Annotated in this window: 27 protein-coding genes; 16 read left to right on the top strand and 11 right to left on the bottom strand. The window is 42.0% G+C overall.

Features of this window, described 5'->3' with window-relative positions:
- The first annotated feature begins 8 nt into the window (after positions 1-8).
- The 4 genes from H6G28_RS00555 (at position 9) to H6G28_RS00540 (ending at position 3,737) form a co-directional block, all read left to right on the top strand.
- Positions 9-794: a DUF5331 domain-containing protein gene (locus tag H6G28_RS00555; RefSeq protein WP_190668138.1), complete on the top strand. Its 786-nt coding sequence runs from the start codon at positions 9-11 to the stop codon at positions 792-794.
- Positions 795-1,365: 571 nt separating this feature from the next.
- Positions 1,366-1,620, top strand: a complete 255-nt coding sequence (locus tag H6G28_RS00550) for an RRXRR domain-containing protein (RefSeq protein ID WP_190590424.1) — start codon at positions 1,366-1,368, stop codon at positions 1,618-1,620.
- A gap of 125 nt (positions 1,621-1,745) precedes the next feature.
- On the top strand, positions 1,746-2,867 hold the full coding sequence (locus tag H6G28_RS00545; RefSeq protein WP_190590425.1) for a sulfonate ABC transporter substrate-binding protein: 1,122 nt from the start codon (positions 1,746-1,748) through the stop codon (positions 2,865-2,867).
- Positions 2,868-2,915: 48 nt separating this feature from the next.
- Positions 2,916-3,737, top strand: a complete 822-nt coding sequence (locus H6G28_RS00540; protein WP_190590426.1) for an NADPH-dependent oxidoreductase — start codon at positions 2,916-2,918, stop codon at positions 3,735-3,737.
- A gap of 729 nt (positions 3,738-4,466) precedes the next feature.
- On the opposite strand, the gene H6G28_RS00535 is transcribed toward H6G28_RS00540, so the two are convergent.
- From H6G28_RS00535 to btpA, 4 genes are all read right to left on the bottom strand, one after another.
- Positions 4,467-4,727, bottom strand: coding sequence for a hypothetical protein (locus tag H6G28_RS00535; RefSeq protein ID WP_242048219.1), 261 nt, complete (start codon positions 4,725-4,727; stop codon positions 4,467-4,469).
- Between the two features lie 636 nt (positions 4,728-5,363).
- Positions 5,364-7,568, bottom strand: a complete 2,205-nt coding sequence (locus H6G28_RS00530) for a CHASE2 domain-containing protein (RefSeq protein ID WP_190668134.1) — start codon at positions 7,566-7,568, stop codon at positions 5,364-5,366.
- A 434-nt stretch (positions 7,569-8,002) separates the two neighbouring features.
- Positions 8,003-8,986: a vitamin K epoxide reductase family protein gene (locus tag H6G28_RS00525; protein ID WP_190668131.1), complete on the bottom strand. Its 984-nt coding sequence runs from the start codon at positions 8,984-8,986 to the stop codon at positions 8,003-8,005.
- 117 nt (positions 8,987-9,103) lie between these two features.
- Complete coding sequence (gene btpA / locus H6G28_RS00520; RefSeq protein WP_190590428.1) at positions 9,104-9,952, bottom strand: photosystem I biogenesis protein BtpA; 849 nt, start codon at positions 9,950-9,952, stop codon at positions 9,104-9,106.
- A gap of 649 nt (positions 9,953-10,601) precedes the next feature.
- Between btpA and rimO the strand changes: the two genes are divergently transcribed.
- The 4 genes from rimO (at position 10,602) to H6G28_RS00500 (ending at position 14,934) form a co-directional block, all read left to right on the top strand.
- A complete protein-coding gene (gene rimO / locus H6G28_RS00515) occupies positions 10,602-11,927 on the top strand; it encodes a 30S ribosomal protein S12 methylthiotransferase RimO (protein WP_190590429.1) in 1,326 nt (441 codons plus the stop codon).
- Positions 11,928-11,981: 54 nt separating this feature from the next.
- Complete coding sequence (locus H6G28_RS00510; RefSeq protein WP_190590430.1) at positions 11,982-13,508, top strand: DEAD/DEAH box helicase; 1,527 nt, start codon at positions 11,982-11,984, stop codon at positions 13,506-13,508.
- A 172-nt stretch (positions 13,509-13,680) separates the two neighbouring features.
- Complete coding sequence (locus H6G28_RS00505; RefSeq protein ID WP_190668126.1) at positions 13,681-14,241, top strand: Uma2 family endonuclease; 561 nt, start codon at positions 13,681-13,683, stop codon at positions 14,239-14,241.
- A gap of 81 nt (positions 14,242-14,322) precedes the next feature.
- Positions 14,323-14,934, top strand: a complete 612-nt coding sequence (locus H6G28_RS00500; RefSeq protein ID WP_190590432.1) for a Uma2 family endonuclease — start codon at positions 14,323-14,325, stop codon at positions 14,932-14,934.
- Here H6G28_RS00500 and H6G28_RS00495 read toward each other — a convergent pair.
- On the bottom strand, positions 14,931-15,905 hold the full coding sequence (locus H6G28_RS00495; protein WP_190668123.1) for an aldo/keto reductase: 975 nt from the start codon (positions 15,903-15,905) through the stop codon (positions 14,931-14,933). The genes H6G28_RS00500 and H6G28_RS00495 overlap by 4 nt on opposite strands.
- Before the next feature lie 135 nt (positions 15,906-16,040).
- On the opposite strand from H6G28_RS00495, the gene H6G28_RS00490 reads away from it, so the two are divergent.
- Both H6G28_RS00490 and H6G28_RS00485 read left to right on the top strand, forming a co-directional pair.
- Positions 16,041-16,277 carry a type II toxin-antitoxin system Phd/YefM family antitoxin gene (locus tag H6G28_RS00490; RefSeq protein WP_190668121.1) on the top strand — a complete coding sequence of 79 codons (237 nt, stop codon included), beginning with the start codon at positions 16,041-16,043 and terminating at the stop codon, positions 16,275-16,277.
- On the top strand, positions 16,274-16,705 hold the full coding sequence (locus H6G28_RS00485) for a type II toxin-antitoxin system VapC family toxin (protein ID WP_190668118.1): 432 nt from the start codon (positions 16,274-16,276) through the stop codon (positions 16,703-16,705). The genes H6G28_RS00490 and H6G28_RS00485 overlap by 4 nt, the downstream gene beginning before the upstream one ends.
- 367 nt (positions 16,706-17,072) lie before the next feature.
- Here H6G28_RS00485 and H6G28_RS00480 read toward each other — a convergent pair whose 3' ends face one another.
- Entirely contained in the window at positions 17,073-17,255 is a 183-nt protein-coding gene (locus H6G28_RS00480) for a hypothetical protein (RefSeq protein ID WP_190590437.1), read from the bottom strand.
- Between the two features lie 188 nt (positions 17,256-17,443).
- Between H6G28_RS00480 and H6G28_RS00475 the strand changes: the two genes are divergently transcribed.
- The 6 genes from H6G28_RS00475 (at position 17,444) to H6G28_RS00450 (ending at position 22,542) form a co-directional block, all read left to right on the top strand.
- On the top strand, positions 17,444-17,716 hold the full coding sequence (locus tag H6G28_RS00475) for a hypothetical protein (RefSeq protein ID WP_190668115.1): 273 nt from the start codon (positions 17,444-17,446) through the stop codon (positions 17,714-17,716).
- Between the two features lie 32 nt (positions 17,717-17,748).
- Positions 17,749-18,081, top strand: a complete 333-nt coding sequence (locus tag H6G28_RS00470; RefSeq protein ID WP_190668112.1) for a clan AA aspartic protease — start codon at positions 17,749-17,751, stop codon at positions 18,079-18,081.
- 126 nt (positions 18,082-18,207) lie between these two features.
- Entirely contained in the window at positions 18,208-19,644 is a 1,437-nt protein-coding gene (locus H6G28_RS00465) for a BCD family MFS transporter (RefSeq protein WP_190668109.1), read from the top strand.
- 119 nt (positions 19,645-19,763) lie between these two features.
- Positions 19,764-20,570, top strand: a complete 807-nt coding sequence (locus H6G28_RS00460; protein WP_190668106.1) for an inositol monophosphatase family protein — start codon at positions 19,764-19,766, stop codon at positions 20,568-20,570.
- Positions 20,571-20,837: 267 nt separating this feature from the next.
- Positions 20,838-21,437, top strand: a complete 600-nt coding sequence (locus H6G28_RS00455) for a hypothetical protein (RefSeq protein ID WP_190668104.1) — start codon at positions 20,838-20,840, stop codon at positions 21,435-21,437.
- Between the two features lie 145 nt (positions 21,438-21,582).
- Positions 21,583-22,542, top strand: a complete 960-nt coding sequence (locus H6G28_RS00450; protein ID WP_190668101.1) for an MDR/zinc-dependent alcohol dehydrogenase-like family protein — start codon at positions 21,583-21,585, stop codon at positions 22,540-22,542.
- Between the two features lie 82 nt (positions 22,543-22,624).
- Here the strand turns inward: H6G28_RS00450 and H6G28_RS00445 are convergent, their stop codons facing one another.
- From H6G28_RS00445 to chlG, 5 genes are all read right to left on the bottom strand, one after another.
- On the bottom strand, positions 22,625-22,912 hold the full coding sequence (locus tag H6G28_RS00445; protein WP_190590444.1) for a hypothetical protein: 288 nt from the start codon (positions 22,910-22,912) through the stop codon (positions 22,625-22,627).
- A 133-nt stretch (positions 22,913-23,045) separates the two neighbouring features.
- A complete protein-coding gene (locus tag H6G28_RS00440) occupies positions 23,046-23,834 on the bottom strand; it encodes an SDR family oxidoreductase (protein WP_190668099.1) in 789 nt (262 codons plus the stop codon).
- Positions 23,835-23,916: 82 nt separating this feature from the next.
- Complete coding sequence (locus H6G28_RS00435) at positions 23,917-24,678, bottom strand: enoyl-CoA hydratase/isomerase family protein (protein ID WP_190590446.1); 762 nt, start codon at positions 24,676-24,678, stop codon at positions 23,917-23,919.
- Between the two features lie 98 nt (positions 24,679-24,776).
- Complete coding sequence (locus H6G28_RS00430; RefSeq protein WP_242054424.1) at positions 24,777-25,370, bottom strand: Crp/Fnr family transcriptional regulator; 594 nt, start codon at positions 25,368-25,370, stop codon at positions 24,777-24,779.
- Between the two features lie 116 nt (positions 25,371-25,486).
- On the bottom strand, positions 25,487-26,536 hold the full coding sequence (chlG, locus tag H6G28_RS00425; RefSeq protein ID WP_190668092.1) for a chlorophyll synthase ChlG: 1,050 nt from the start codon (positions 26,534-26,536) through the stop codon (positions 25,487-25,489).
- Positions 26,537-26,543 lie beyond the last annotated feature (7 nt).

Here is a 26,543-nt window from a genome sequence, read left to right as displayed (position 1 = left end):
GGCATCCGATGAATATTCAGCAGCTACGTCAATCATTAAAAATGAAGTGGCTGGGTTACTATAAACAAAATCGTCCCTGGCTAGTGAAAATGCGAGTTTGGGGAAATTATAATGGCTTGCGAAGACCATCATCTGGCTTTATTTTGGCGACTTTATCTGTTCTAGAACCAGAGTTTGAGCAGATGCTGAGTTTTATGATGGATCTGAATAATAATCCTGATGATATAGTGACAGCCTTGGGGCTGAATTTTAATCCTGATGAGGAGTTGCGTTTAACAAACTTAGATGAAGTTGCGCCGATAAAAGAGTTTGCTGAAAATAAATCGCTTGAGGAACAACCGGTGCGATCGCTCGCTACAGCTAACGATATCATTCCTCAATCTCCAGCTACCATCCAACATCCCGAAAACATCACTTCTGACTCGCCACAGGCGCACCAACCCTTACCAGCCTTTGCAGTTGCGACTAAGGTGAGCCTCAAATCTTCCCATAAATCACGCCAAAATAAACCAATCTCAGCTTTAGCCTTGGCTACAACAGTTCCCAACAATGGTAAAACTGTCGCCCTAGCAGTGGAACTTCCTAATTATGGCAAACTAATGCCCAGAAGCATTGTAGTTTCTCGCCAAACAGCAGTAAAAAGTCAGACGAAAACCGCACCATCTTTGATTGAGACTACTGAAGTGTCTACTAATGGCAAATCACCACAAAATTTAAAAACTCAGCCTTTGACTCATACTCATGCCCGTAGTCTAGCTTCTTGGGTAGATGAATTTTGTCAAGGTAGAGGGTGAAAAGCAATTAGGGACTTCCAACTTAAAAAATATACTATCACTGTGTAGGCAGAGCGGCAGGGAGCAGGGGAAGAGGGGACAGGGGAGACAAGGGAGGAGATGAAGTTTGACTCAGTAAGTTGGTGCAATAGGAATTGGGAACAAAGATTGTCTGTGAAGAAGGGGTATAAGGGTGTCAGGGTTTTGAACACCTATACCCCTACGGAGAAGTCAAAAGTCAGAGAATTTTTGACTTTTAACTTTTGACTTTTAACTTTTGACTTTTGACTTTTGACTGGATTTTGCCCCTACACCCATTCTTTGCAAAAGGCTCTAGCAATCAGCTTGCTTTTTTAATTTGTCTGTGTTAGGTTTTGTTTGTACTCTAAACAACGGTAAATCGCTCGATAAACCGATGTTTAAGGACACGATATCACAGCTAAATGGGCGGTAATTATAGGAGAGTACTGGAGTTAACCTCTAGGCTCTCATCTTTCTTATGAACAGCAAAGGTTGCGATCGCTATTTCGTCAGCAGTGAAATTAGCAAGTGCGATCGCTTAGTAACTTGAACGAACAATATTTTTTGATTTATGACTAAAGTTTTAATTCTTGATGCTAATCAGCAACCCCTATCTCCAGTACGCATCAGTCATGCCAGAGCATTATTGTCTCAAGGAAGAGCAACTGTCTTTCAAAGATATCCCTTCACAATTATTTTGAAAGAGTCTTTTTCGCAAATCCAGCTAGAGCAACTTGGTTTTAAACTCCAACTCAGTACTGTTGTTACCAAACACAAAAAAGCGGGAATGGATACAAGTGCCTTTGGCAAGCGCAGTTATCGTTAACAGAAAACAGGGGAGATATGCAAGTTATCACTCCTGGTTATGATGTCAACTTCCCCTGAATTAATAGTATACAACTGTAACTCTATAGATTTATAGTATTTTATAAACTCTGGAGAAATATTCTCATGACTAGCTTGATATTTCGCTACTTAATTGATCGGTGGCGATCGCTAATTCAATTTCTCAATCTATCCTTACAAAAATCTCCCAGATTGCGCTTTCATACTACACCTTTGCCCATAGCTGGAGCTTTCATTACAGGTCTTTGTTTGAGTTTGTTGTTTGCAGCTTGCTCATCACCATCTAATGTGAGTACTCCTAATGCTAGTGCCAATCCAGTTAGCAATTCAGCACCTCAAGAAGCTAAGGTAATCAGATTTGGTTATCAAAAATCCCTGATTTTGCTGAAGACTAAAGGAGTGTTAGAAAAGCGATTTGCGCCAGAAGGAAAATCTGTAGAATGGATTGAATTTCCTGCCGGGCCACAACTACTAGAAGCGATGAATGTTGGTAGTATTGACTTTGGTCATGTCGGCGAATCTCCACCAATCTTTGCTCAAGCCGCAGGTGCCGCATTGACCTATGTGGCTGGTATTGCACCTAGTCCAGCAGGTTCAGCAATTCTTGTCCCAGAAAATTCTCCCATTAAGCAACTGAGTGACCTAAAAGGTAAAAAAATCGCCTTTCAAAAAGGTTCTAGCGCCCATTTATTACTAGTTCAAGCTCTAGAAAAAGGGGGAGTAAAATATAGTGAAATTGAGCCAAAATATTTACCACCCGCAGATGCACGAGCAGCTTTTGTCAAAGGTAGTATTGACGCTTGGGTAATTTGGGACCCGTTTTATGCAGCAGCCCAAAAAGCCACGAATGCTCGTGTACTTGTTGACGGCACAGGCATTAATAAACAAGGGGGATATTATATCGGTAGCCGTAAGTTTGTCACCGAAAATCCTCAAAGTGTGAAGGCCATTTTAGAAGAAATTCAAAAACTAGAAGAATGGTCAGCACAAAATCGAGATGAAGTTGCCCAAACTCTTGCACCTGTATTGGGTATTGACTTAGAAACAATGAAAAAGGCAACTAGTAGACGTAGTTTTGGTGTAGTGCCAATTGATGACAATCTCATCAATCTACAACAAGGAGTTGCTGATACCTATTATCAACTCAAGTTAATTCCTAAAGAGGTGAAGGTTAGAGATGCACTTTTAACCAAAGAACAATATGCGGCATTTTCACCCAAGACGTAACACCGTTTCAGTCATGAAAAGTTGCAATTACATCACCTATCTTTACCTATGAGCAATCCTACAGAACTTTTACAATCGCGCTATGGTGAACTTCCTTTTAATTCCCAAATTGATTGGAATGAATCACTGACAACCTTACTATCTCATCGTTCCATCCGTTCTTATCTCAGTGATCCTCTACCACCAGGAACACTAGAAATTTTAGTCACAGCCGCGCAGTCTGCATCGACATCTTCTAATCTGCAAACCTGGAGTTTAGTGGCCGTTGAAGATTCCCAACGTAAAGAAGAACTATCAAAACTAGCGGGTAATCAAGCACATATTCGACAAGCACCGCTATTTTTGGTTTGGTTAGCAGACTTGGCGCGACTGAGTTATGTTGCCGATAGTCGCGGTATCAGCCGTGAAGCTTTAGACTATTTAGAAATGTTTGTTATGGCAACTGTGGATGCTACCTTAGCTGCTCAAAACGCCACGATCGCAGCTGAATCTTTAGGCTTGGGAACAGTATACATCGGTGGGATTCGCAACCGCCCAGAAGAAGTAGCACGCATCCTCAACTTACCTTCATCTGTATATGCGGTATTTGGTTTATGTGTGGGTTATCCCAACCCCGAAGTAAATGCAGCCATCAAACCACGTCTACCACAGTCAGCAGTGCTGCATCGAGAAACATATAAATTAGCCGAACAAGATGAAGCGATCGCCCACTACAACGACATCATCAAACAGTTTTATACTGAACAACAGATGAACATTGCTGGGGATTGGTCACAACACTCTTCAGAGCGCATTGCCACAGTAGAATCTTTAAGAGGACGCGATCGACTGCGTGAAGCCTTAAATAATCTTGGTTTTCAGTTGCGATAAAGAAAAATTCAGCAGTCAATGAATAATATTAGGAACAGGCAGAGGTGAATAGGACTTACGCAAAAAAACGAAAAAATAAGGTTTTATAACAGGGTGTAAGGGTGTAAGTATCCAAAACCCTTACACCCAATCCCCACAGAAAATTTCGATGCGTAAGTCCTGGTGAAGATAAACCCCTACATTTATATAAATGTAGGGGTTTTAAAATGCGCGATCGCTTACTAAAGTGAAACCTTACCCTAATTTAAATTCAAATAATTTATGACTTATACCAATTCACGAAATTATTGATACAAATCACTTCCTCTGTACTTCTGCTTCTGTTCGCCGAGCGACTTGTACCGAGCGTTCGCGCAGCGTCTCCGTCAGGAGAAGTCGAGGTGCTACTTGTATATCTCTATCATTTTGAAAGTGAGATGGCACTATACCAATTTAAGAAAAGAATGCGACAGATAGAAATCAGAAAAGTCTTACTGGAGGTAGGTTTTTTAATTGCGTTAGCGAGCGTCATTGCGAATTGGTATTAAGCAGTGAGATGAAAAATCAAGGGTTGGGTAAAGAGTGAAGAAGTGTAGGCATGAAAAACCTCTCTCCCCAGAATGATGATCATTTTAATAACTGTTTATTCTCTTCTCTAGAAGTTTCTTAACAATATGAGTCGAAGCATACCCTAGGACTATGTTTGTGGCTATAACTCTTGAAAATACTTACTCAGCAATCTGCAATGCGTTAGCGTGTACCGCTACCATGCTGGCTATCAGGAAGTCCATAATTTGGCGGCACATAAACATCTGTTAACTCTTGAAAATTACCATTAGAGCTTGTAAAACTGCTATTTTCGGTATTAGTCAAAGCATTAGCTACTAAATTGTGAAAATTTACTCTAGCATCAGCAATTTTCGGAATCGCTAAACAGGCGCTTACACACAATATCAAAATACTTGTGATTTTTAAGTTTGTCGCCATCAAGTTTCTATCTATTTTTTGCATTCTGATTTCACCCAGTACTTTTTTTACCTACATCCGATGCGGAATTAGTTTCGCGGAAAAATTAAACTTTAGTAAAATTTTTTATTTCTCAGAAAAATCTTTGAGTAAAAAACTTGGGACAGAAAATCTGCTCAACACTTAAGAAATATACCTAAAGGTTGCTAACAGACATCAGCCAAAAGTTAGAACTCGTAGCGATGATGTTGTTCGAGGTTCGTTAATTACCTCTAGAGTCAGGCGCGGAAACATAAAATCTTAATATATTCTTTATATTTCTGCGGCAAACCCCCATCTTGACTAGTAGCAAATAATACTAAAAAACTCAGTATTTCCGAGGTAAATTGGGTACATCTCCGCAAAAACCAGGAGTTGAGAGTACAAAAATGGCTCATTTCGTGATTTCTTTATCAAAATTTAATTTATGAAAGTAAGTATAATTCAAAATTAGTTTAAGTAGTGTTACTCATATATAAATTTTTAGACTAAATAAATCACAATACAATAAATCTTTACATGCTCAGTATAGTACAATTTTACTATAAAAATCCCGACATAAAACATTCAGCCATTGGTTACAATGGCTGAGACTATTGTCTATTGTAAAAATTACTGATTTTTTTAATTTTTGCTGACCGTTCAAGTCAACTCATATCGGTTTTTACCTAAGTGTTTAGCCCGGTACATAGCTGAATCGGCTTGTTTAATCAGGGTTTCTGCATCTTGGCTATTTGTCGGATAAACACTGATGCCAATACTGGCAGAAACTTTAGTGGTGTATCCTGATAGCACAATTGGTTCGGTTAGGCTGGCGAGAATTTTTTCTGCAACTCTAGCCGCCACTGAAACTTCAGGAATTGCGCGGAGAATGACTGTAAATTCATCACCACCCAGCCGGGAGACAGTATCACTACCGCGCAAACAATTACTGAGTCTTTGGGAAACAATCACCAACAAGCGATCGCCCATATCATGCCCCAAAGTATCGTTAATATGTTTAAAGCCATCCAAGTCAATAAACAGCAGTCCCAGCAACAAGTTGTTGTTTTGCGACCATTGTAAAGATTCTTGAAGTTGTTCAAGAAAGAATTTGCGATTCGATAAGCCTGTCAGGGGATCGTGATAAGCCAGATACCGTAAATGGTCTTCTTTGAGTTTTAATTCTGTATTAGAGCGAAATAACTCAGCCGCAGTGCGTCGTAGTTCTTCTTCCATTAGCTTGCGCTGGGTAATATCTCGAATCACTCCCACTAAGAAAAAATTACCAGCCGCATCTTTGTGGAGCGATCGCTTCGTAGCAATTAGATGGGTTTGACCCGCAGCATTAGTAAATTCTTCTTCATTTTCGCGCGGTTTTTGGGTGAGAAATACTAAATCATCTTGTTCTCGAAAAACATCAGCTTCATGGCGTGGGAAAAATTCATAATATGACTTTTCCAGCAACAGACTATCAGGATAACCAATGAATTGGCAGTAAGCATCATTTAAGACAATCCACTGATGTTTTTCATTTTTGACAAAAATGGGGTCAGGAATAGAATTAATGACTTGATGCAAAAACTCCTTAGAGCGTTTCAATTCTTCCTGCATATATGCAATATGAATAATCATCCAAATTGAGGCGCTACTCAAGCCAAGAGTTGCCGGGATTAATGGTAGCCACCAACCCAGTAAAAAAGCTAGATAACTACTTAAAAAAAGTATAAATAAAGATACTAAAATACTGGGAATACTTTTACTAAAAGTCTTAATCTGCCAAATGATTAACGAACCCAAATAAGACCAAGTAAAAATCCATAAACACTCCCATAATTTCGCCCAAACTCTTAATAATGGTCTTCCTGTCAAAGCAGAGGAGATTAACTCACTCACAAAGTAAGCTTGCAGTTCAATCCCTGCTACTGGCTTGGTTGTACCTAACATTTGGCTAGAGTAGGGAATAAATGCAAAGTCTTGCAAACTGGGAGCAGTGGAACCAATCAACACAATGCGATCGCGTATCCAACTAACTGGCACTTTGCCATCTAAAACATCACTCATGGAGATTTGACGGAAATTACAAAATTCACCAGCAACTTTTTTACATGATGGTTTAGGAAAATTAGATAAAATTTGATAGCCGCGATCGTCCGCCCTCACATAACCACCATCATTGGATTGAAAACGGGTAAGTATAGCCTTGCCTAATCGGACATAATCACTATTTTTAGCAGCTTTTTTTGGGGTAATTTTTTGGTCTTGTAAATAGAGTAATGCTAACTTTAAGGCAAAACTTTCATAGTGTTGATCATTCATGTGAAGATACAACAAATTTCGCCTGACTTTGCCATCATAGTCGTACAGTAAATTATTAAAACCAACTTGGTTTGGGTTCAGTTTTAGAGGCGGCAGAACACGCATATTGCGGTTCTGGTTTAATAGTTGAATACCGATTAAATTTGGCATTGAACTATAAAGATTAACTAGTTCTTGGTGTCCTGGATTGACTGCTAAATCTCGATATATATCTAAGCCAATCACACGAGGTTGATGCACTTGTACTTTCTGCAATAAATCAGCAATCACGCCATCAGGAATCGGCCAAGAACCCACTTGCCGCAAAGAATCTTCATCAATTGCTACAATCGTGATCCGTTCTTCTGGTTCTTCGGTTGGACGTAAGCGAAAAAATTGATCCAACCCGGCTAACTCTAAGGATTGAAACACTCCGACAAAGCGTAACAATATAATGCAGGTCGCCACAATACCAGCAACAACTAATTCTTTATATTTTCGCTCAAGTGACTGTTGCAGGTTCCAACTCAAAAATAACCTGACAAAATGCTTGTCTAGCTGCTTATTCATTCCCAATTACCTAGTAGGGAGAAATACTTTCAATTACTACAGATATCAAAAACTAGCCGACACTCAGTAAATATCCCGAAGATGCTCCAGTGTTGATTGGAGAAAATTTTATCAGTATTGTTATCTTCCACCAAATAATTTGCAATAGTGTTAGCAAAGAATAACTCATCATGATTAATGATTAAGCAAAGGTTAACCAGTATTGCTGTATCAAAGAAGAACAGGTGCAGTATAAATATTGATTGCTAATAAAAAGTATATTTTCGTTATCGAAAAGGTAAATGAAGGATTTTAATAATTTGTTGTCACTTATACTAACGCTGAAAAAGAAAATTGCAAAAAAATAAGTCAACTGGGAATATGAATTGTGATATTCAGCCAGTTGACGAGCAAAAGTGAGAATTAATTTAGAAAAACAATTGCGCTGACGTTGATTACTTAAAATATTTAAAATTTGTTGGGCCGGTATAACCAGTAATCTTGGCTAGTTCTGTGAGGTTTTGCACGCCACTATAAGTTTGACCATTAATAATCCAAGTCGGGAAGGCTTGGATGTTTGCAGCGCGGCACAATTCTGGTTTACCTTTAGGACTGTCGCCTGCACACTCAACCTTCACTTTCTCGTTAATAATTTGGTAAGCTTCTTTACCAAAAATTAGCTTTTGTTCGTGGCAATGAGGACACCAGTAGGCAACATATTCTTTCGCACCGACTTTGGCTAAATGTTGTGCTAGGGCGATTTCGGCTTCTCCAGAGTTGGTGGTAATTTCCCAACCGTATTCCGGGTTAGGCGTTTGTGCTGGTGTCGGGATAAAGGAAATTCTTTGTTGTCCGGTGGAACCAGGCGTTTGTGATGTATTCACACCTGCATACACACCCAAAGTCCCAATCAGTGTCACCATTGCCACAATCAAAGCCGTAAATAAAATTTGTCCGATATCTTCCCAGGTACGTCCCAGAATTGTGAGAGTTAACAAACTGAGGGAGAAGAATGCCGAGGCTAAACAGTAAGGACACAAGGCTTTGATTTGAAAAGCCAGCACATACATTAAATAGCCACTGAACACAGACATGGCAATTGCTCCCACCAACAACAGCAACCAAGTCCAATTTTCGATTTGTTTACGCTGGTTGCTGTTCTCAGAGTTGACAACTAAGGGCGCTAAAGCAAATATCACCATACTGATATATGCTAAACATCCAAATAATGCCAATGGCTGACCGAAAACCGTACCCCAAGGGCTGGAAAGTACGTCATTACAACCTCTCGTGCCAGCTTGTGCTATGCAGGCGGCGCTGCCTCCTGTTAACTTTTCAATGGTGAGATAGCCAGTGACTAAAGTACCACATCCGGCGATCGCGGCAATTATTGGGCGCGACCATTTATGAATCCAAGGAGTAGAACGGCGGCGAATCATAACTGCGAAGTCTGAAGTATGAAGTATGAAGTCTGTAGACACCTTTTGGGTGGCTTCCCAGAGGGTAGTGTGAAGTCTGAAGTATACAAATCCTTCCTACTCCCCACTCCCTACTTACTAAGAATGTAACTTTATTTGTTGGGTTGATTTGCTGGGGCTTTTAGAGTTCCAAGTGCGATGGGCTGCTTCAACAAATTGACTGACGCGAATCGGATCAATTGGTTGCTCAATGCGACCATGACGTTTTAAGGAACTGGAAACTATCACCCCATCTGCTGCCTGCAACAGTGTAGCAACATTTTCCCAGTCGGCTCCACTACCGATAAATACTGGTGTGCCTTTGGCTGCACCGCTCGCTAGTTCTAAATCTTCCTCGGTGGGAGGACTACCTGTCGCCCAGCCAGATAAAATTACTGCGTCTGCTAAACCGCGTTCAATTGTGTCTTGAACCGCAACTGTTAAATTAGGTGAACTTAAAGGCCGGGCGTGCTTGACTAAAACATCTGCCAAAATTTTGACATCAGAGCCTAATTCTCGCCGATAGCGCAATAATTGGTGGGCTTCACCTTCAATTAATCCTTGGTCAGTGGCCATGACTCCAGTTAACACATTCACTCGGATAAATTGCGCCCGCACACAACTGGCGATCGCGATCGCACTTTTGGCATCATTCCGCAATACATTTAAACCTATCGGCAAGGTTACTAAATTTTGTATCCTCTGCACTACCACCGTCATCGCACTCACAACGGCTGGGTCTACTTGGTTTTTGGTAAATGGCGCGTCGAAAAAGTTCTCGACAATAATGCCATCTACGCCGCCACTGGCAAGAGCAGTTGCTTCTTGTTCAGCACGGTCAATTACGGCTTTTAGGCTCCCTCCCCAACGGGGTGAGGTGGGTAATGGCAGTAGGTGAACTACGCCAATAATTGGTGTACGAGTTTTAAAGGTCTGATATAAGTCCACGTCTTCAAAAGATTATTCAGAGATCAGGGATTAGGGATTGGATTTTAGGATTAAAATTCACCTAGCTCCTATTTTCTCGTCTTACGTCCCTACTTCCTTGATTAGCATTCATGTTTTCTCTGGCACTGGTTTTACTACCTCCATCTGGGGATGGAATTTGGCATAAAACGTTCCATAAGATATGTTAAGATAAAACCTGGCTACAAGAGGAGTTTGCCACTCATAAGACGCAAGGCACCTTCCCGTGGCTTGGGCATCTTGCCTGAGCGTTAGGGTAGCATTACTGCTTGATTAGGCGTAGTCGCCAGCGCGATTTCCCTGAGGGTAGCGACTTCTCACAACCAGCCTTTTGGGCGGCTTCCCGACGGGTAAATTAGCAACGCATACGCTACGGTAGTGTAAAATACTAACAGGCGATTTGTTAAAAAATATTACAAGTGTCAAAAATAATCAAAGACACTCCAATTTACCCTGGGAAACAAATAGTAGACATATCATAACATGGCCTCAATTTGTATAGGTCATAGCAAAGACAGTTACTGGTAGTGGAAAAATCCACCTAAGTGTTGTCAGCTTCAAGGCGTGCATCACAAAGAGCGAAGTCACTGCGCTTTGTGTGACTAAAAGAAAAAATCTTAGATATGAAAGTATGGGTGAAAAGCCAACAATAGCAATATCTCATTTGGGCTGCGAAAAAAATCGAATAGATACAGAACACATGCTAGGGCTGCTGGTAGAAGCAGGTTATGGCGTAGATACAAACGAAGAGTTAGCAGATTACGTTATCGTTAATACTTGTAGTTTTATTGAAGCAGCAAGAGAAGAATCTGTCAGAACTTTAGTAGAATTGGCAGAGGCTAATAAAAAAATCGTGATCACAGGCTGCATGGCGCAGCATTTCCAAGAGCAATTATTGGAAGAGTTGCCCGAAGCCGTAGCCGTGGTTGGTACAGGTGATTATCACAAGATCGTCAATGTGATCGAGCGAGCTGAACAAGGAGAGCGCGTTAAACAAATTAGCGCCGAACCAACTTACATCGCCGATGAAACCACACCGCGTTACCGCACGACAACAGAGGGTGTTGCCTACCTGAGAGTGGCTGAAGGATGCGATTATCGGTGTGCGTTTTGTATTATTCCGTATCTGCGAGGTAATCAGCGATCGCGTACCATTGAATCAATTGTGGCCGAAGCCGAGCAGTTAGCCAGCCAAGGCGTAAAAGAAATCATTTTGATTTCTCAAATTACTACTAACTACGGATTGGATATTTACGGTAAGCCCAAACTCGCCGAATTACTCCGAGCCTTGGGGAAAGTGGACATACCTTGGATTAGGATGCACTATGCCTATCCCACAGGATTGACCCCAGATGTGATTGCGGCAATCCAAGAAACACCCAACGTCTTACCTTACTTGGATTTGCCATTGCAACACTCTCATCCAGAGATTCTGCGCTCCATGAACCGTCCCTGGCAAGGGCGAGTCAACAATGAAATTATTGAGCGCATTAAAACTGCACTACCAGAAGCTGTATTACGGACAACCTTGATTGTTGGTTTTCCCGGCGAAACCGAAGAGCATTTTGAGCATCTACTCAACTTCGTGCAGCAGCATGAATTTGACCATGTTGGTGTTTTTACCTTTTCACCAGAAGCAGGAACCCCCGCCTACAGTCTGCCCAATCAGTTACCCCAGGAAATTATGGACGAGCGGCGGCAGAAAATCATGGAAATTCAGCAGCCCATTTCTTGGCGGAGAAATCAACAGGAAGTCGGCAAAATCGTTGATGTCCTGATTGAGCAAGAAAATCCTGAAAGTGGGGAATTAATTGGTCGTTCTAGCAGAAGTTCGCCCGAAGTTGATGGTTTGGTGTATGTCACAGGCGCAGCAAAATTAGGAACCATTGTGCCTGTTGCAATTCGCAGTGCTGATACTTATGACCTCTACGGTCAAGTTGCCCTCAGTTACACATAGATTTCGATTTCCCAATCTAAACAAAAAGTCAAAAAGCAAAATCTAGGAGAGTTGATGAATCTTTCGTTTATTGAACTAGGAATTTCCCAAGAACGCGCTGAACAATTAGAAAAAATTGGTTTTACCGCACCGACTAACATTCAAATCCAAGCTATTCCCCAACTGTTGTCAGGTCGGGATGTAGTAGGACAGTCTCAAACTGGTACAGGCAAAACAGCAGCCTTTTCTCTACCAATTTTAGAACGGCTGGATGTTAGCCAAAGAGCCGTGCAAGCTGTAGTTTTAACCCCAACCCGTGAATTAGCAATTCAAGTCCATGATGCTGTTAGCCAATTTATTGGTAACAGTGGCTTACGGGCTTTAGCAATTTACGGTGGTCAATCAATTGACCGTCAAATTATGCAGCTCAAACGCGGCGTTCACATTGTTGTCGGCACTCCCGGCCGGGTGATTGACTTGCTAGAGCGCGGTAGCTTGAAATTAGATCAAGTCAAGTGGTTTGTGTTAGATGAAGCCGATGAAATGTTGAGCATGGGCTTTATCGATGATGTGGAGAGAATTTTGTCCCAAGCACCCCAAGAACGGCAAACAGCATTGTTTTCGGCCACAATGCCTCCGTCAATTCGGATGTTGGTGAACAAGTTTTTGCGATCGCCTGTTACCGTTACTGTTGAGCAACCAAAAGCTGCACCCAACAAAATTAACCAAGTAGCTTACTTAATTCCCCGCCACTGGACAAAAGCCAAAGCATTACAGCCAATTCTGGAAATGGAAGATCCAGAAACAGCTTTAATCTTTGTGCGTACCCGCAGAACTGCGGCAGAACTCACCAACCAACTGCAAGCTGCTGGTCACAGCGTGGATGAATATCACGGTGATTTGTCCCAACAAGCCAGAGAACGTTTATTAACCCGCTTCCGTAATCGTCAAGTGCGCTGGGTAGTCGCCACTGACATTGCTGCACGCGGTTTAGATGTTGACCAACTATCCCACGTCATTAACTACGACTTACCCGATAGCGTAGAAACCTACGTGCATCGCATTGGTCGGACTGGTCGTGCTGGTAAAGAAGGTACAGCCATTACCTTGGTTCAGCCTTTTGAGCGTCGCAAACAGCAAATATTTGAGCGTCATAACCGTCAAAGCTGGCAATTACTGTCTATTCCCACCAGGGCGCAAATTGAAGCACGGCACATCAACAAATTGCAAGAACAAGTCAGAGAAGCCCTAAGCGGCGAAAGACTAGCTTCCTTCTTACCGATTGTCAGCGAATTGATTGAACAGTATGATGCTCATGCGATCGCTGCTGCGGCACTGCAACTTGCTTATGATGAAACCCGTCCCGCTTGGTTAAGCTCTGAGGTGGAAGTTCCCGAAGAAGTTCCCGTCGCTAAACCCAAAATCATGAAGCGTCGTGAATTTTCTGGTGACAGAAACCGTTCTTGGAACAAATCAGATGCTAACAACGGTGACGAAGGACGCTCCACACCCAAGCCCAAACTACGCTCAGGTCGTCGTGAAGCCCCCGTTTCTGCCAATCAAAAGCTAGGTTCTTCTGGCGCGAGAGAATCTGCTTCTTAAGTAGTGAGTGCTGAGTGCTGAGTCACCGAAGTTTGCTCAACGGGGGGAACCCCCGCACGCAACTTCTCGCTAAGTGTTTTGATGTGTACTCAGGACTCATAACTTACAACAGTCACTCACCGTTTCTATCAGCTTGTAGGAACATAGATAAAGATGAACTTTCTATAGTTTTATGTTCACAATTGCAGATTTAGAGCAGCTACAAGCTGAACATCCAGAATGGCAGATGGAACTGGTAGATGGAAGCATCCTAGTTATGGGGCCATCAGATTATATTTCAGAAGAAATAGGGGCTGAGTTAATTCGCTTACTCGGCAATTGGGTACGTCCACGTAAGCTAGGAAGAGTTACTGGTTCTAGTGCTGGTTTTATTCTGCCTAGCTTGGAAAATAATCATGAAAAACGCAATCTCCGCGCTCCAGATGTGTCCTTTGTGCGAGCTGACAGACTCAAAACTAGTAAGCGCGATTTTGTAGAATTAGTACCTGACTTGATGGTAGAAATTAAATCCAAGTCAGACCGTGTGAAAACATTAGAAGAAAAGATTCAATTATTTTTAGAATTTGGTTGTACTGTTGGGATTTTGATTGATCCAGATGAGTTGATATTAAAAGTTTATCGGCTGAATCAAGCACCAGTAATTTTACAAAATAACGATAAATTGACACTGCCAGATTTACTTCCTGGTTGGGAGCTAACGATATCAAAATTGTGGCCGCCTGTATTTGAATAAGAGGCTAGAGGCTAGGGACTAGGGACTAGAATTTAGAGAGTTAAACAGCAGATAAACTTGCCTTGTGTTGATAAAGTACTTATGACTCAAGCTCTACGCAAAACAGTAACGTTTGCAGAATTCGTCAGTTGGAAACCTGATGGAGAACTCTATGAATTGCACGATGGAGTAGTTGTTAAAATGGCACAACCATTAGGAGGTCATGAAGAGGTTACAGGCTTTTTATCTATACAGTTAGCTGTTCAGTGTTATCAATCACGCCTACCTTATTTGATACCTAAGACAGCATTAGTTAAGCCAATTGATAGCGAGTCTGCCTATTCACCAGATATTTTAATATTAAACCAAGCTAATTTGATGAACGAGCCTTTATGGCAACAAGAATCAACTGTAAGCCAAGCAGCTTCTATTCCATTAGTTATTGAGGTCGTAAGTAGTAATTGGCGCGATGATTACTACAAAAAATATGGTGAATATGAGGGAATTGGCATTCGTGAATATTGGATTGTAGATTATTTAGGATTAGCTGCTAAAAAGTTTGTTGGCGACCCGAAACAACCGACTATTTCTATTTACTCGTTGGTTGATGATGAGTACCAAGTGATTCAATTTAAAGGTGATGATTGCATCGAGTCGCCAACATTCCCAGAGTTAAATTTAACTGCAAAACAAATTTTTCAAGCAGGTAGTTAATTCAGCCAAGGACGAGTAGCTTTTTCTATTTCTGCGATTTCATCGCTATTTAATGTCCAACCTAAAGCGCCAGCATTTTGTTTGACTTGTTCGGCTGTTTTTACACCAGCGATGGGAATCACATTACCTTGGGCAATTAACCAGTTGAGTGCGACTTGCGCCGGGGTGCGATGACCTACGGTCGGTCGTAGACCATCGCGTTTTTCTCCAATCTCACGTAATAAAGATATCACTGGGGCAATTTTTTCCAAGCCTTCTTTACCAAATTTTGGGTCTATCTTTCTAGCACCGCTTAATTTTTCGAGATTTTCCGGCGTGTATTTACCTGTGAGTAATCCTTGGGCTAGAGGGCTGTAAGCTAAAATTGTGACACCAAGCTCACGGGCGGTTGCAATAATTCCACTACTTTCTACTTGACGAGTCAGTAAAGAATAACGTACTTGGTTGACAGCTAAAGGAACGCCCCTAGCTGCTAATATTTGATGGGCTTCTCGCATTTGGGCGGCTGAGTAATTACTGACACCAACTGCGGCAATTCTGCCTCGCTGCACTTCATCGGCTAAGGTGTTCATCAGTGTTTCTTGACTCAAAAAGAAAGCAAATGGCCAATGCACTTGATACAGTTCAATTTTTTCTAGTTGCAGACGTTTGAGGCTTTCTGTTAACGCATCACTCACAGATTGTCCGGTAAATCGCCAAGGCAGAGGTCCGAATTTTGTGGCAACTTGTACAGGTTGGGTCGTCTGTTTGATAAATTGCCCTAAAAATTTTTCTGACAGTCCCATTCCGTAAACTTCGGCGGTGTCAAAAAAAGTAACACCCGCTTCTAAAGCTGCTGTAAAAGCTGCTTGTAATTGTTCGGGGCCGTAGTCACTGCCATAATTCCAAAACAGTTTATCGCCCCAAGCCCAAGTTCCTATACATAGAGGTGGAACAGTCGGGCCATTTTTGCCTAATGTGATAGTTTCCACGATCGCAATATCTACACGTTTACATTTCTTTACTTTTTTAGTGTAGCGTTACAAAAAAACTGCGAACGGGAAAACAGACACTGACCTATGTGCAGTTTTTTTGCTTAAAATTTAAGCATACTCAATGACAATTCTATGAAACACATTGCCAGCAACGAGTTACCAGCAACACTCCAACAAATATTTGCAGAAATACAGCGTACCAAAACACCTTTAACTGTTACTCATGATGGGGAACCTTTGGTCATTATCTATCCTGCCAAACCTCAGTCCGAACGCACAGTATTTGGAGCAATGAAAGGTAGTGGTGAAATCTTGGGAGATTTGATTTCGCCAGTGATTCCTGATAACACATGGGAAGTACTTCAGTGAAGCTCTTACTGGATACCCACATCTGGATTTGGTATTTACTTGGTAATGAAAGCTTATCTTCTCAGCTTCAAACCACCATTGCAGCGACAACAACCGAACTGTGGCTAAGTCCAATTAGTATCTGGGAAACGCTACTATTAGCAGAAAAAGGACGAATATCTTTACAGCCGCATCCAGTTGCATGGATTGATTTAGCTTTAAATACTCTAGAAATCCGAGAAGCGCCTCTTAACCGCCAAATTGCTATTCTCAGCCGTCAGCTTCAGCTACCACATCAAGATCCTGGCGATCGCTTGATTGCAACTACTGCAGTTTACCACCCGTTGATTTTAGCTACCGCCGATAATAAAAAATTTACGTTTGATTGTTATAGACGGAGTGCGATCGCAATATCTATACGTTTACATTTCTTCACTTTCTTAGTGTAGCGTTACAAAAAAACGTGCGAACATAACATTGGATCTAGCCATTTTGTGGAAACTCCTCTGTTTTACTTTGTTCAATCCTCCAATAGTAAAGCAGGAATTTGAGAAATATCCTTGTGGTTACGAGTTACCATTACGCCATTTCTTGAAAGAGCGAGCATTAGTTATTACTCAATCAGGACTTACGCATAAGCTAAGGAAAATCGAACCACAGAGATGCAGAGTTCACGGAGGAATGAGAGTTGGGGGTTTTTTGCGTAAATCCTATCAATGTAAACAAGCTTCTGGTCTAAATGGTAAGAGGTACGCCATGAGAAGGATCGCAACTCTTGAACTAAAAGTACGAGATGCGATCATGTAGTTATTTAGTTCACTTATCTCCGGCTTTTAATCCTAAGTAAGCGCCTAAAGCCATTTGTGTTAGGTCGAAAAGAAATGGACGCACAGTTGGGTCTATAAAAGCAAGTATGAGCGTCCCCGTGACCATAACTAGAACGGCAATTCCCAGGACGTTATCTCTGGTAAGTTTAAGTTGAAATTTTTGTTTTATCATTAGACGTTAGGTATTTATGTGGGGAGATGGTTTCCCTGTACTCAGAGCCTACACAAAGTGATGAGTAAAACAAAGCAAAGTGTAAACCCTGATAGCGGTACCTTAGCAGCTTGAATTTTCCGCTAGGGTTACTGGTATTGCCCTACAATAAAGTGAAGAATCTAGCCGCTTAAACAGGGGATTTATTTATGTCCCACCCAACACTTAGTAACCAAGAAGTCGCTCAACGTGGAAAGGAACTCTACGAAAAAAGTATCCGTGCCAAAGTTGAGACACAAGAAAACATTGGCAAAATTATCTCGATTAATGTTGAAACGGGAGATTACGAAATCGGTCATGATTTAGTCGAAACGAGTCTGCGATTAAAATCCAAGCAACCCAATGCAGCACTTTGGGGAGAAAGAATTGGTTATGATGCCGTTTATGCAGTTGGTGGTACATTGCTCAGGACGGCACAGTGATACACGGAAATGTTGTTTGACTTCAGGCAAGAATGAGTTTGATTATTCTTCCCCCAGAAGGTTCAGGTGTAGAAATCGAATGCGTTATTGATACAGGGTTTGAAGGGTTCTTAACTTTGCCGCCTTCTGTAATTGCTACTCTTGGTTTGCCTTACCTCATAAATATCAACGCCAACCTAGCTAATAATTCCAGTGTGGCAACCGATGTTTATTTAGCAACAATTGTATGGAATGGTGTTGATCGTAATATTGCAGCACTAGCAATGGGTCGCCGTCCACTTATTGGAACTGCCTTGCTTGAAGATTATCATCTCAGCATAGATTTTTGTGAGGGTGGTACGGTTCTGGTAGATGAAATTCTATAAATTTAAAGCACCTCTCCGCCAAATATAAAAATTGATGCACTGAAATGACTGTTTTTTTTGGAATATCGAACAGTTTATCTTTAATTAAAGAGAGACTATTTTGATAAACCATCCAAAAAACTAACTATGACAAGCGGTGAAGTATTTGATAGTGAAACAAAATACCCAGTTGCGCCAAGGGTCAATTTGCCGACTATGTTTCGGCTTGGCTTGTTTCAAATGGGCTTGAGTATGATGTCTATCTTGACTCTGGGTGTACTCAACAGGGTCATGATTCAAGAAATAGCGATTCCGGCGACGTTGGTGGCGTTGGTGCTGGCTTTACCTGCATTTGTGTCACCTTCGCGGATATGGTTTGGTCAGATGTCAGATGCTAAACCGTTATGGGGTTATCACCGGACAGCTTATGTATGGGTGGGGGCGGCGATATTTGCGATCGCGGCTTTTTTAGCGGTACAAGTAATGTGGCAGTTAAATAATGCTGCGAGTATTTCTGGTGACGGCTGGACTTGGACAACTGACACCATCGGCTGGACTGCACTGCTATCTTTAATTTTTGCAATTTACGGTTTGGCAATTTGCGCTAGTGGTACAGCTTTCGCGGCTTTATTGGTGGATGTGTCGGAAGAAGATAACCGTTCTAAAGTCGTGGGTGTAGTTTGGTCAATGCTGATGGTGGGAATCATTGTCGGCGCAATTATTAGTTCTAGCTTACTCAGGCAATTAACTCCAGAAGCAACTCCAGAAACATTACAGGCATCAATCAACCGATTATTTACAATTGTGCCAGCGATTGTCTTTGGATTGGCGATCGCAGCCACATTCGGTGTTGAAAAAAAATACTCCCAATATTCCAGCCGTTCTACACTAGTCAACCGCGAAGACAGCATTACCCTAAATGCAGCGTGGAAAATCTTAACAGCCAGTCCCCAAACAGGTTTGTTTTTCACCTTTTTGGTGGTGATGACGCTGTGTTTGTTTATGCAAGACCCAATTTTAGAACCTTATGCGGGTCAGGTGTTTAAAATGCCTTTGGCGGAAAGCACCAAATTGAATATTTATTATGGTATGGGTTTGCTAGTTGCTTACGCTGTGGCTGGATTTTTGATTGTGCCACGTTTGGGTAAACGCCGCAGCGCCAGGTTAGGTTGTATGTTGGTGGCTTTATGTGCCGCATTATTGGGAATTTCGGGATTTACCGCCAATGTAGCTTTCTTAAAATTTGGGTTGGTGTTGTTTGGTTTAGCGACTGGTTTCTTAACTACAGCAGCAATTAGCTTGATGTTGGATTTGACCGCCGCCGAAGCCGCCGGGACGTTTATTGGTGCGTGGGGACTGGCACAGTCGATTTCTAGGGGTCTGGCTGTGGTGATTGGCGGTACACTTTTGGATATTGGTCGGAGAACTTTGCCCAGTTTGGAATTAGCTTATGGGCTAGTATTTGCCTTAGAAGCAGTGGGAATGGTACTTTCAATTGGGTTCCTCAACCGCGTCAACATTACAGAATTTCAAACCAGTACCAAGCAAGCGATCGCATCTGTCTTAGAAAGCGATCTAGACTAATTTTAAAGTCTGAAGTGTGAAGTATGTAGACGCTTTTAGCGGCTTGCCGCAGGCTAGTCTGAAATGATCATTCCCACTTCCTACTCCCCACTCCCAACTCCCCACTCCCCACCATTGCAATGAATGATTTTTGGTTAACGGTGCTTGATTTTGCCCAGACTACAACTACCAGGGTGGGCAAACAACTGATGCAAGATTTTGGACAGGTGCAGGCTTTACAAAAAGCGGATGGTAGTTTGGTAACACGCGCCGATAAATGGGCAGATCAAGAAATTCGGGATGCGATCGCCGCTAATTTTTCTGGTTATGGTATTCTCAGCGAAGAATCTGACAAGACCTTTCCGGGGACAGAATGGTGTTGGGTAATTGATCCTTTAGATGGGACAACGAATTTTACCCGTGGTATTCCAATTTGGTCGATTTCTTTGGCTTTGCTGTATCAAGGTACGCCTGTTTTTGGGTATATCCACGTACCGCCATTAGGGCAAACTTTTCACGGGTTTTGGCAAGGTACATCTGGGTTAGCAACACCCACTGGCGCATTTCTCAACAATCATCCCATACATACCAGTGCGGATGCTCCCAGCAGTCATCACTTTTTTAACCTTTGTTCCCGCAGTACAGCCGTTATTCAACCAAAATTTCCCTGCAAAATTCGGATGTTGGGAGTGGCGAGTTATAACTTTCTCACCGTTGCGACTGGCGCAGTGTTGGGTGGAATTGAAGCGACACCAAAAGTTTGGGACTTAGCCGGCGCTTGGGTAATTGTGCAAGCGGCTGGTGGGAATTGGACTTCTCTTAAATCTGAGCCATTTCCGTTGATTGCAGGAGAAGATTATAGCGATCGCTCTTATCCTACCCTAGTTCTCAGCCGTTCAGAATTGGCGATCGTTTTTGAACCATTTCTCAAAGAGTTGAAAATTTAAGATTCATCAAAACACTGATAGAACAAGCCTAGACCCACTTTTTGGGTTTAGGCTTTTTTGCTTGAACAGGACTTACACACAAATGAATGAGTATAGGGTGTAAGGATTTTGAATAATTACACCCCTACACCCTCACACCCTTATACCCATTCTTAACAAACAACTTTTTTGGGTAATTCCTATTTAATAATCCTGATTGGGTTGAAGACCTAGTGAAACTTATAAGTTACATAATCTAACCCTGACTCAGTAATTAACCATAGGTGTATGTTATCCAATCTAGAGCTAATCCGTGAGTTCGTAGACCAAAGCATCCAAAAAAAAGACATTTTATTATCTAACCCGGCTTTAACAGCACAAACTGTCTATAAAACTAATCAACTCACAGCAAAGTCTCAAGGTGTAATTGCTACAGCCAATTTAAACCATCCAACTTCGGAGTTTTTAGTTCAGCCAAATTCATCTTACTGGGAATCAATAAATCAGACATTATTAGATTATAGTTATCTGATTAAAGGTGAGATAGACAATCGCGGTTTTTATCATTATCAATATTGCGAAGTTCCCAAGGGCTATCAGATGCACTGTACTCAATCTGTATTGTTATGGCGTGCTTGGTGGAAATATCGTAAGCAAGTTTTAAGAAGTACTATTCCTTTAGATTTGCTCATTCAAAATCGTGATTCTTGGTATCCTATCCGAGATTTAATTATTAGTGATGGGTTACTTTATATCAAAACTTTAGGTAGCGAAATCGCCATTCATTCGGAAGATTTGATAATTTGGTTAAGTAAATTTGAAATTAATTTTTCTCAGGAAAAGACTGAATTTGCTCAGATTGATAAAAATTTGGCAATGCAGAGTTAAACAGGAAGTAGACATAAATCGTTTCCAAACATCTCTCCTCCTTGTCCCCCTTGTCCCCCTTGTCCTCCTTGTCCCTCTCATCCCCTTCCCCAATAAGACTGCTATACTAATCACCGGTGAGTACAGTATCTACCAGTAAAGTAGTATGAAAGGACTCTGGCTTGAAAACCAACAACTGCAACTACGCACAGATATTCCAGTTCCAGAACCGCAATTAGGGGAAGCGTTGGTACGGGTTGTGCGGGCGGGAATTTGTAATACTGACCTGGAATTGCAGCGTGGTTACTATCCATATACTGGGATTTTGGGACATGAATTTGTTGGTGTTGTGGAACAAGGCCCAGAGAACTTAATTAATCAACGGGTAGTAGGCGAAATTAACGCCGCCTGTGGTCATTGTCGCTTCTGTCTTCGAGGACAGCCGACGCACTGCGAAAATCGTACAGTACTGGGTATTGTGAACCGTCACGGGGCTTTTGCAGATTATCTGTGTTTACCCGTAAAAAACTTACATCTTGTACCGGATAATGTACCTACAGATGTTGCAACTTTTACTGAGCCTCTAGCAGCCGCTTTGGAAATTCAACAGCAAGTGGTTGTTTGTCCCGATGACCGCGTGTTAGTGGTAGGCGATGGTAAACTTGGTCAACTGGTAGCGCAAACACTGGCGTTAACTAACTGTGATTTGTTGGTTGTGGGTCGTCATCTTGAAAAACTGGCGAACTTAGCCGCGAGAGGAATTAAAACGGGTTTAGTTGATGCAGTTCAAGATAAAGCTTTTGATATTGCTGTAGATTGTACGGGGAATCCCGAAGGATTTGCGATCGCTCGTCGTGCTTTACGTCCCCGTGGTACCCTAGTCATGAAAAGTACCTACGCAGGCAACCTCAGTTTAGATGCGTCGTCTTTGGTGGTAGACGAAATCACCCTCATCGGTTCCCGTTGCGGCCCATTCCCGGCGGCACTAGAATTATTAGCAGCAGAAAAAGTTGACGTAAAACCTTTAATTCATGCCCATTATCCCCTGACAGAAGGTCTTACAGCTTTTGCAGCAGCACAACGTCGGGGCGTGTTAAAAGTGTTGTTGGAAATTAGTAAAGTATGAAGTGTGAAGTATGAAGTATGAAATTGAGAACACCCTCATACCCATAAACCCCTACACCCATACACCCGCACACCCCCACACCCTAATATAAATAAGGATTTGTCTTTGCTTGATAGTCCATACAGTTGATTGCATCTTCTGTATTGGCGACAGAAGGGTGTACTGTACATTTGAGGCGATAGTCATCGGTAAAAAACTGGCACCCAGGACAGGGAATTTGGTGCATTTGTTTGGCTGTGGCGACACTATCTCGTGCTGTACTCCACAAACTCCACGCCACGAGAATCATTAAACCCCATGCTACAACAAAACAAATAGGTACTAAAAATTTTTGCATCCCGTGAATGAGAAATATAATCGCTTCCAACACGGCTATTCCTGAATAAAAATCAACGCTTAAAAGTTATGTTACCGCAGTGCTTAGGGTCGAGTGCTAAGTCATAAGTAATATTTAGCCTTATTTCAAGTACTGTGAGTTAGCACATTTTAGAATAAATTTTGACTCAAAAACCAAACGCCAGAAATCCGCCATCAACAGCAATACATTGTCCTGTAATGTAAGATGCGGCGGGCATACAGAGAAAAGCCGTAATACTTGCGACTTCTTCGGGTTGACCTACACGCTTCATTGGGGTACGAGAAAGGACTGCATTTAAAGTTTCAGGATTTTCCAGTAGAGGTTCCGTGAGAGGAGTTTGAATAAACCAGGGTGCGATCGCATTAACACGAATGTGATCACTTGCCCATTCTACAGCCAGCGATCGCGTTAACTGCACAAGTGCGGCTTTAGTCATGCCATAAGGTGCGCCAGTACGAACACAAATCAGTCCAGCCACAGAACTGATGTTGACAATACTGCTGTTTTCACTTGTTTTGAGTAAGGGATAAAACAGTCGAGAAAGTTCAAATATAGAAGTGAGATTAATTTGAAATATCGTCGCAAATTCTTCTGGTGTGTAATCAATTGCTGATTTGCGAATATTTGTGCCGACGTTATTCACCAAAATATCAAGTGTTCCAAAGGTCTTACTAACATACTCGTGCATTATTTGACGACCTTCAGAAGTTGCCACATCGGCTGCAACTCCATAAACTTTACCCAGAGAATGCCAATGATTAATCTGTTGCTCAATTGTTTTAGCATTGCGAGCCACAATTATTACTTCTGCACCTAAAGCCAAAAACTCTTGAGCAATTGCTAAACCAATTCCTTTTGTGGCTCCGGTAATTAAAGCTTTACGTCCAGCTAATGTCCAGCGTTCACGAACTGACTGGTGAATCAAGTTTTCCACTGTAGTATTCCTTGTTGCCTTTAGATGTTTCTAGACAGATGAATCATGACTATTTAATCCATCTGTCAAGTATTGAAATTATTTATGTATTGCGAAGATCGGTTGCGGTAATGCCTTCTAGTGCCAAACCATAGCCAATGCCTTCATTAACCAAGCGTTTCAGCCTTTGAGTCAAAGCCACACGGGTGTATCTTAGATTTAATGTGGGCTGTTTGGCGAGTTTTCTGGCAATTTCCCACGCCCGTTCCATCAGCTTGTCTTGGGGTAATATTTCATTGACAACATTCAGTTCATAAGCTTGTTTTGCTGTCAGTGTTTCTTGAGTCAGTAAAAAGTAGCGTCCGCGAGAAAGACCGAGTGCCAAAGGCCAGAGGATATGCACACCGTCACCGGGTACAATACCTGCATTTAAATGTGGCATATCTTGAAATACAGCGTTTTCAGATGCCAGAATAATGTCAGTTGTCAGAATATACTCACTGTGGAGTAATGCTGCACCATTAACTGCGGAGATCACTGGGACTTCGATATCCAAGAGATTTTGTAGTACTTTTTTACCTTCCCAATAAGTTTTATCCCACTCACGAGGATTAGTGACATCTCCTAAACTGGCAAAATCGATTTCAGCCATCCAAGCATCGCCAGTACCTGTGAGGATGACAACACGATTATCTCTATCTCGGCTGATGTCGTAGAAGGCATCGGGAAATTCTCGGTGAGTTTTGCCAGTGAAAATTAGCGAACCGCCGTTGGTGTGCATTCTTACTTCGAGAATACCATTTTCATCTCGGTAGAAATGCAAGTTCTCGTACTTAGTGAAATACTCAGGTTGATTCAAAGTCATAATCTGTTTGGTGTTGGCATAGCTGTAAATATCCGCAGTTCAATCTATGCTTTTGACACCAGGAATTATTTGATTGAAATCAAGTCTGAGATAATTCTTTATGGTGTGTAATTTTTAGAGTTAGTTGGAAGCAATTTTTGATGTAAGGTAATTTGCCGTTTTTTGCGGGTAATTACACCGTCTTTTTGAAGTTGACTCAAGACGCGAGAAAATGCTTCCTGACTCAACCCCATATCTTCAGCAATTTCCTTCAAAGGTTTTTCTAAATTGACTGTGTTTCCATGTGGATGGATGGCAATTTCTAAATAATGAAGTACTCGCTCCCGCGCCGAGCGAATACTCCGTAGTTCTAGCAAAACTTTTACTTGATGAAATCTTCGTGCCAACTGTGCTACGAGGACTTCTGATAAATCTGGATATTGGCGCAAAGTTGCCAGAAAAGCTGGCTTGGGAAAAGTCGCAATCCGAGATGGAGCATCTGCGATCGCAGTACAATCATAAAATTCACTGAACAAGGCCGCTTCCGCAAAACTCTCTCCAGTTCTCACCTCATAATGCTTGATAGATTGACCCGCACTAGTATAGTGCATCAGTCGAATCTGCCCAGATATGACAACAAAAATGGCTGTAGTCAAATCACCTTGATGAAAAAGAATCTGTCCAGCAGTTAAATTTTCATAGGTGATAGCCATTTTTGTTCTAATACTGTCTGGAAGTTGGTCAATGTTCAAAAAATTGATCATTTCCTTGACAAACAGATAAAAACGTGTATTACAACCATTGAGATGACCTCGGATTCCGCACTTTTCTAAACTCCAGCGTGACCTAATGCTAAACCAACCACCAGCATTCCCAGCACGAGGAATGGTTGGGCGCTGGCTTGGTATTTCACATCATTCTTCAAGGGGTCACGCAAAAAATACATATCCTGGAAGGTGATTTGGGGAATGATTAACAGTACCAAAATGGCGGCGTATAAATTTTCATGGATGCTGACAAGATAAGCAGCCATTAAGCCCTGAAAGACATCAATCATCAAAACACAAATCCAGGCGGCGGTGGTGACACCAAACATAACTGGTAGTGATTTTAATCCTAATTGGCGATCGCCTTCGACACTCTTGAAGTCGTTGACAATAGCAATGCCCAACCCAGCCAAGCTGTAAATTAAGGTGAGAACCAAAACTTGCCAATTCAGTTCACCAAACAAAGCATGACCAGCCCACCAAGGTAAAGCAATGTAACTTGCACCTAAAGCATAGTTACCCAGCCAACCATTTTGCTTCAGTTTCAGAGGAGGGGCAGAGTAAATATAAGAAATAAATGAGCCGAAAATTGCCAGTGCTGCAACGGTTGGAAATTCATGACCCGCCCAGATATCCAGCACGTATGCCAAACCAATCCCCGATACTAACAATAGTAAAATCTGGGTTACTACCTGGGGTACAGAAATTGCGCCGGAAGGGATGGGACGGTAAGGTTCATTAATGGCATCAATTTCGCGGTCATAAAAATCATTCATGGTTTGGGTGTAACCAGCCAGCAGCGGCCCCGACAGTAACATACAAGCTGCGGCTTTCAAGACATTTTCTAGAGTCCAGGTATAGTTACCAGAGGAAGCTGCACCGCAAACCACACCCCAAATTAAAGGAATCCAGGTAATTGGCTTCATCAATTGCAGGCGAATTTTCCAAATGGAAGTTTCTCCTGGCGCTGCGCCTTTCATTCCTAGTAGCTGACGAGTTTTGGCAGTGCGTTCGTTTGTGGCTACTGTTCCTGCTTCACTAGAACTATCTATTACTGAGTCTACCGCCTCAGCCGGATTGGAATTGGGGGGTACGGGAGTTGATTCAGTCATAAGATTA

This window comes from Nostoc sp. FACHB-190 (assembly GCF_014696905.1).
Lineage (GTDB): Bacteria > Cyanobacteriota > Cyanobacteriia > Cyanobacteriales > Nostocaceae > Nostoc_B.
The sequence above is the reverse complement of the archived record's forward strand: the minus strand, read 5'-3'. Positions and strand labels throughout refer to the sequence as shown.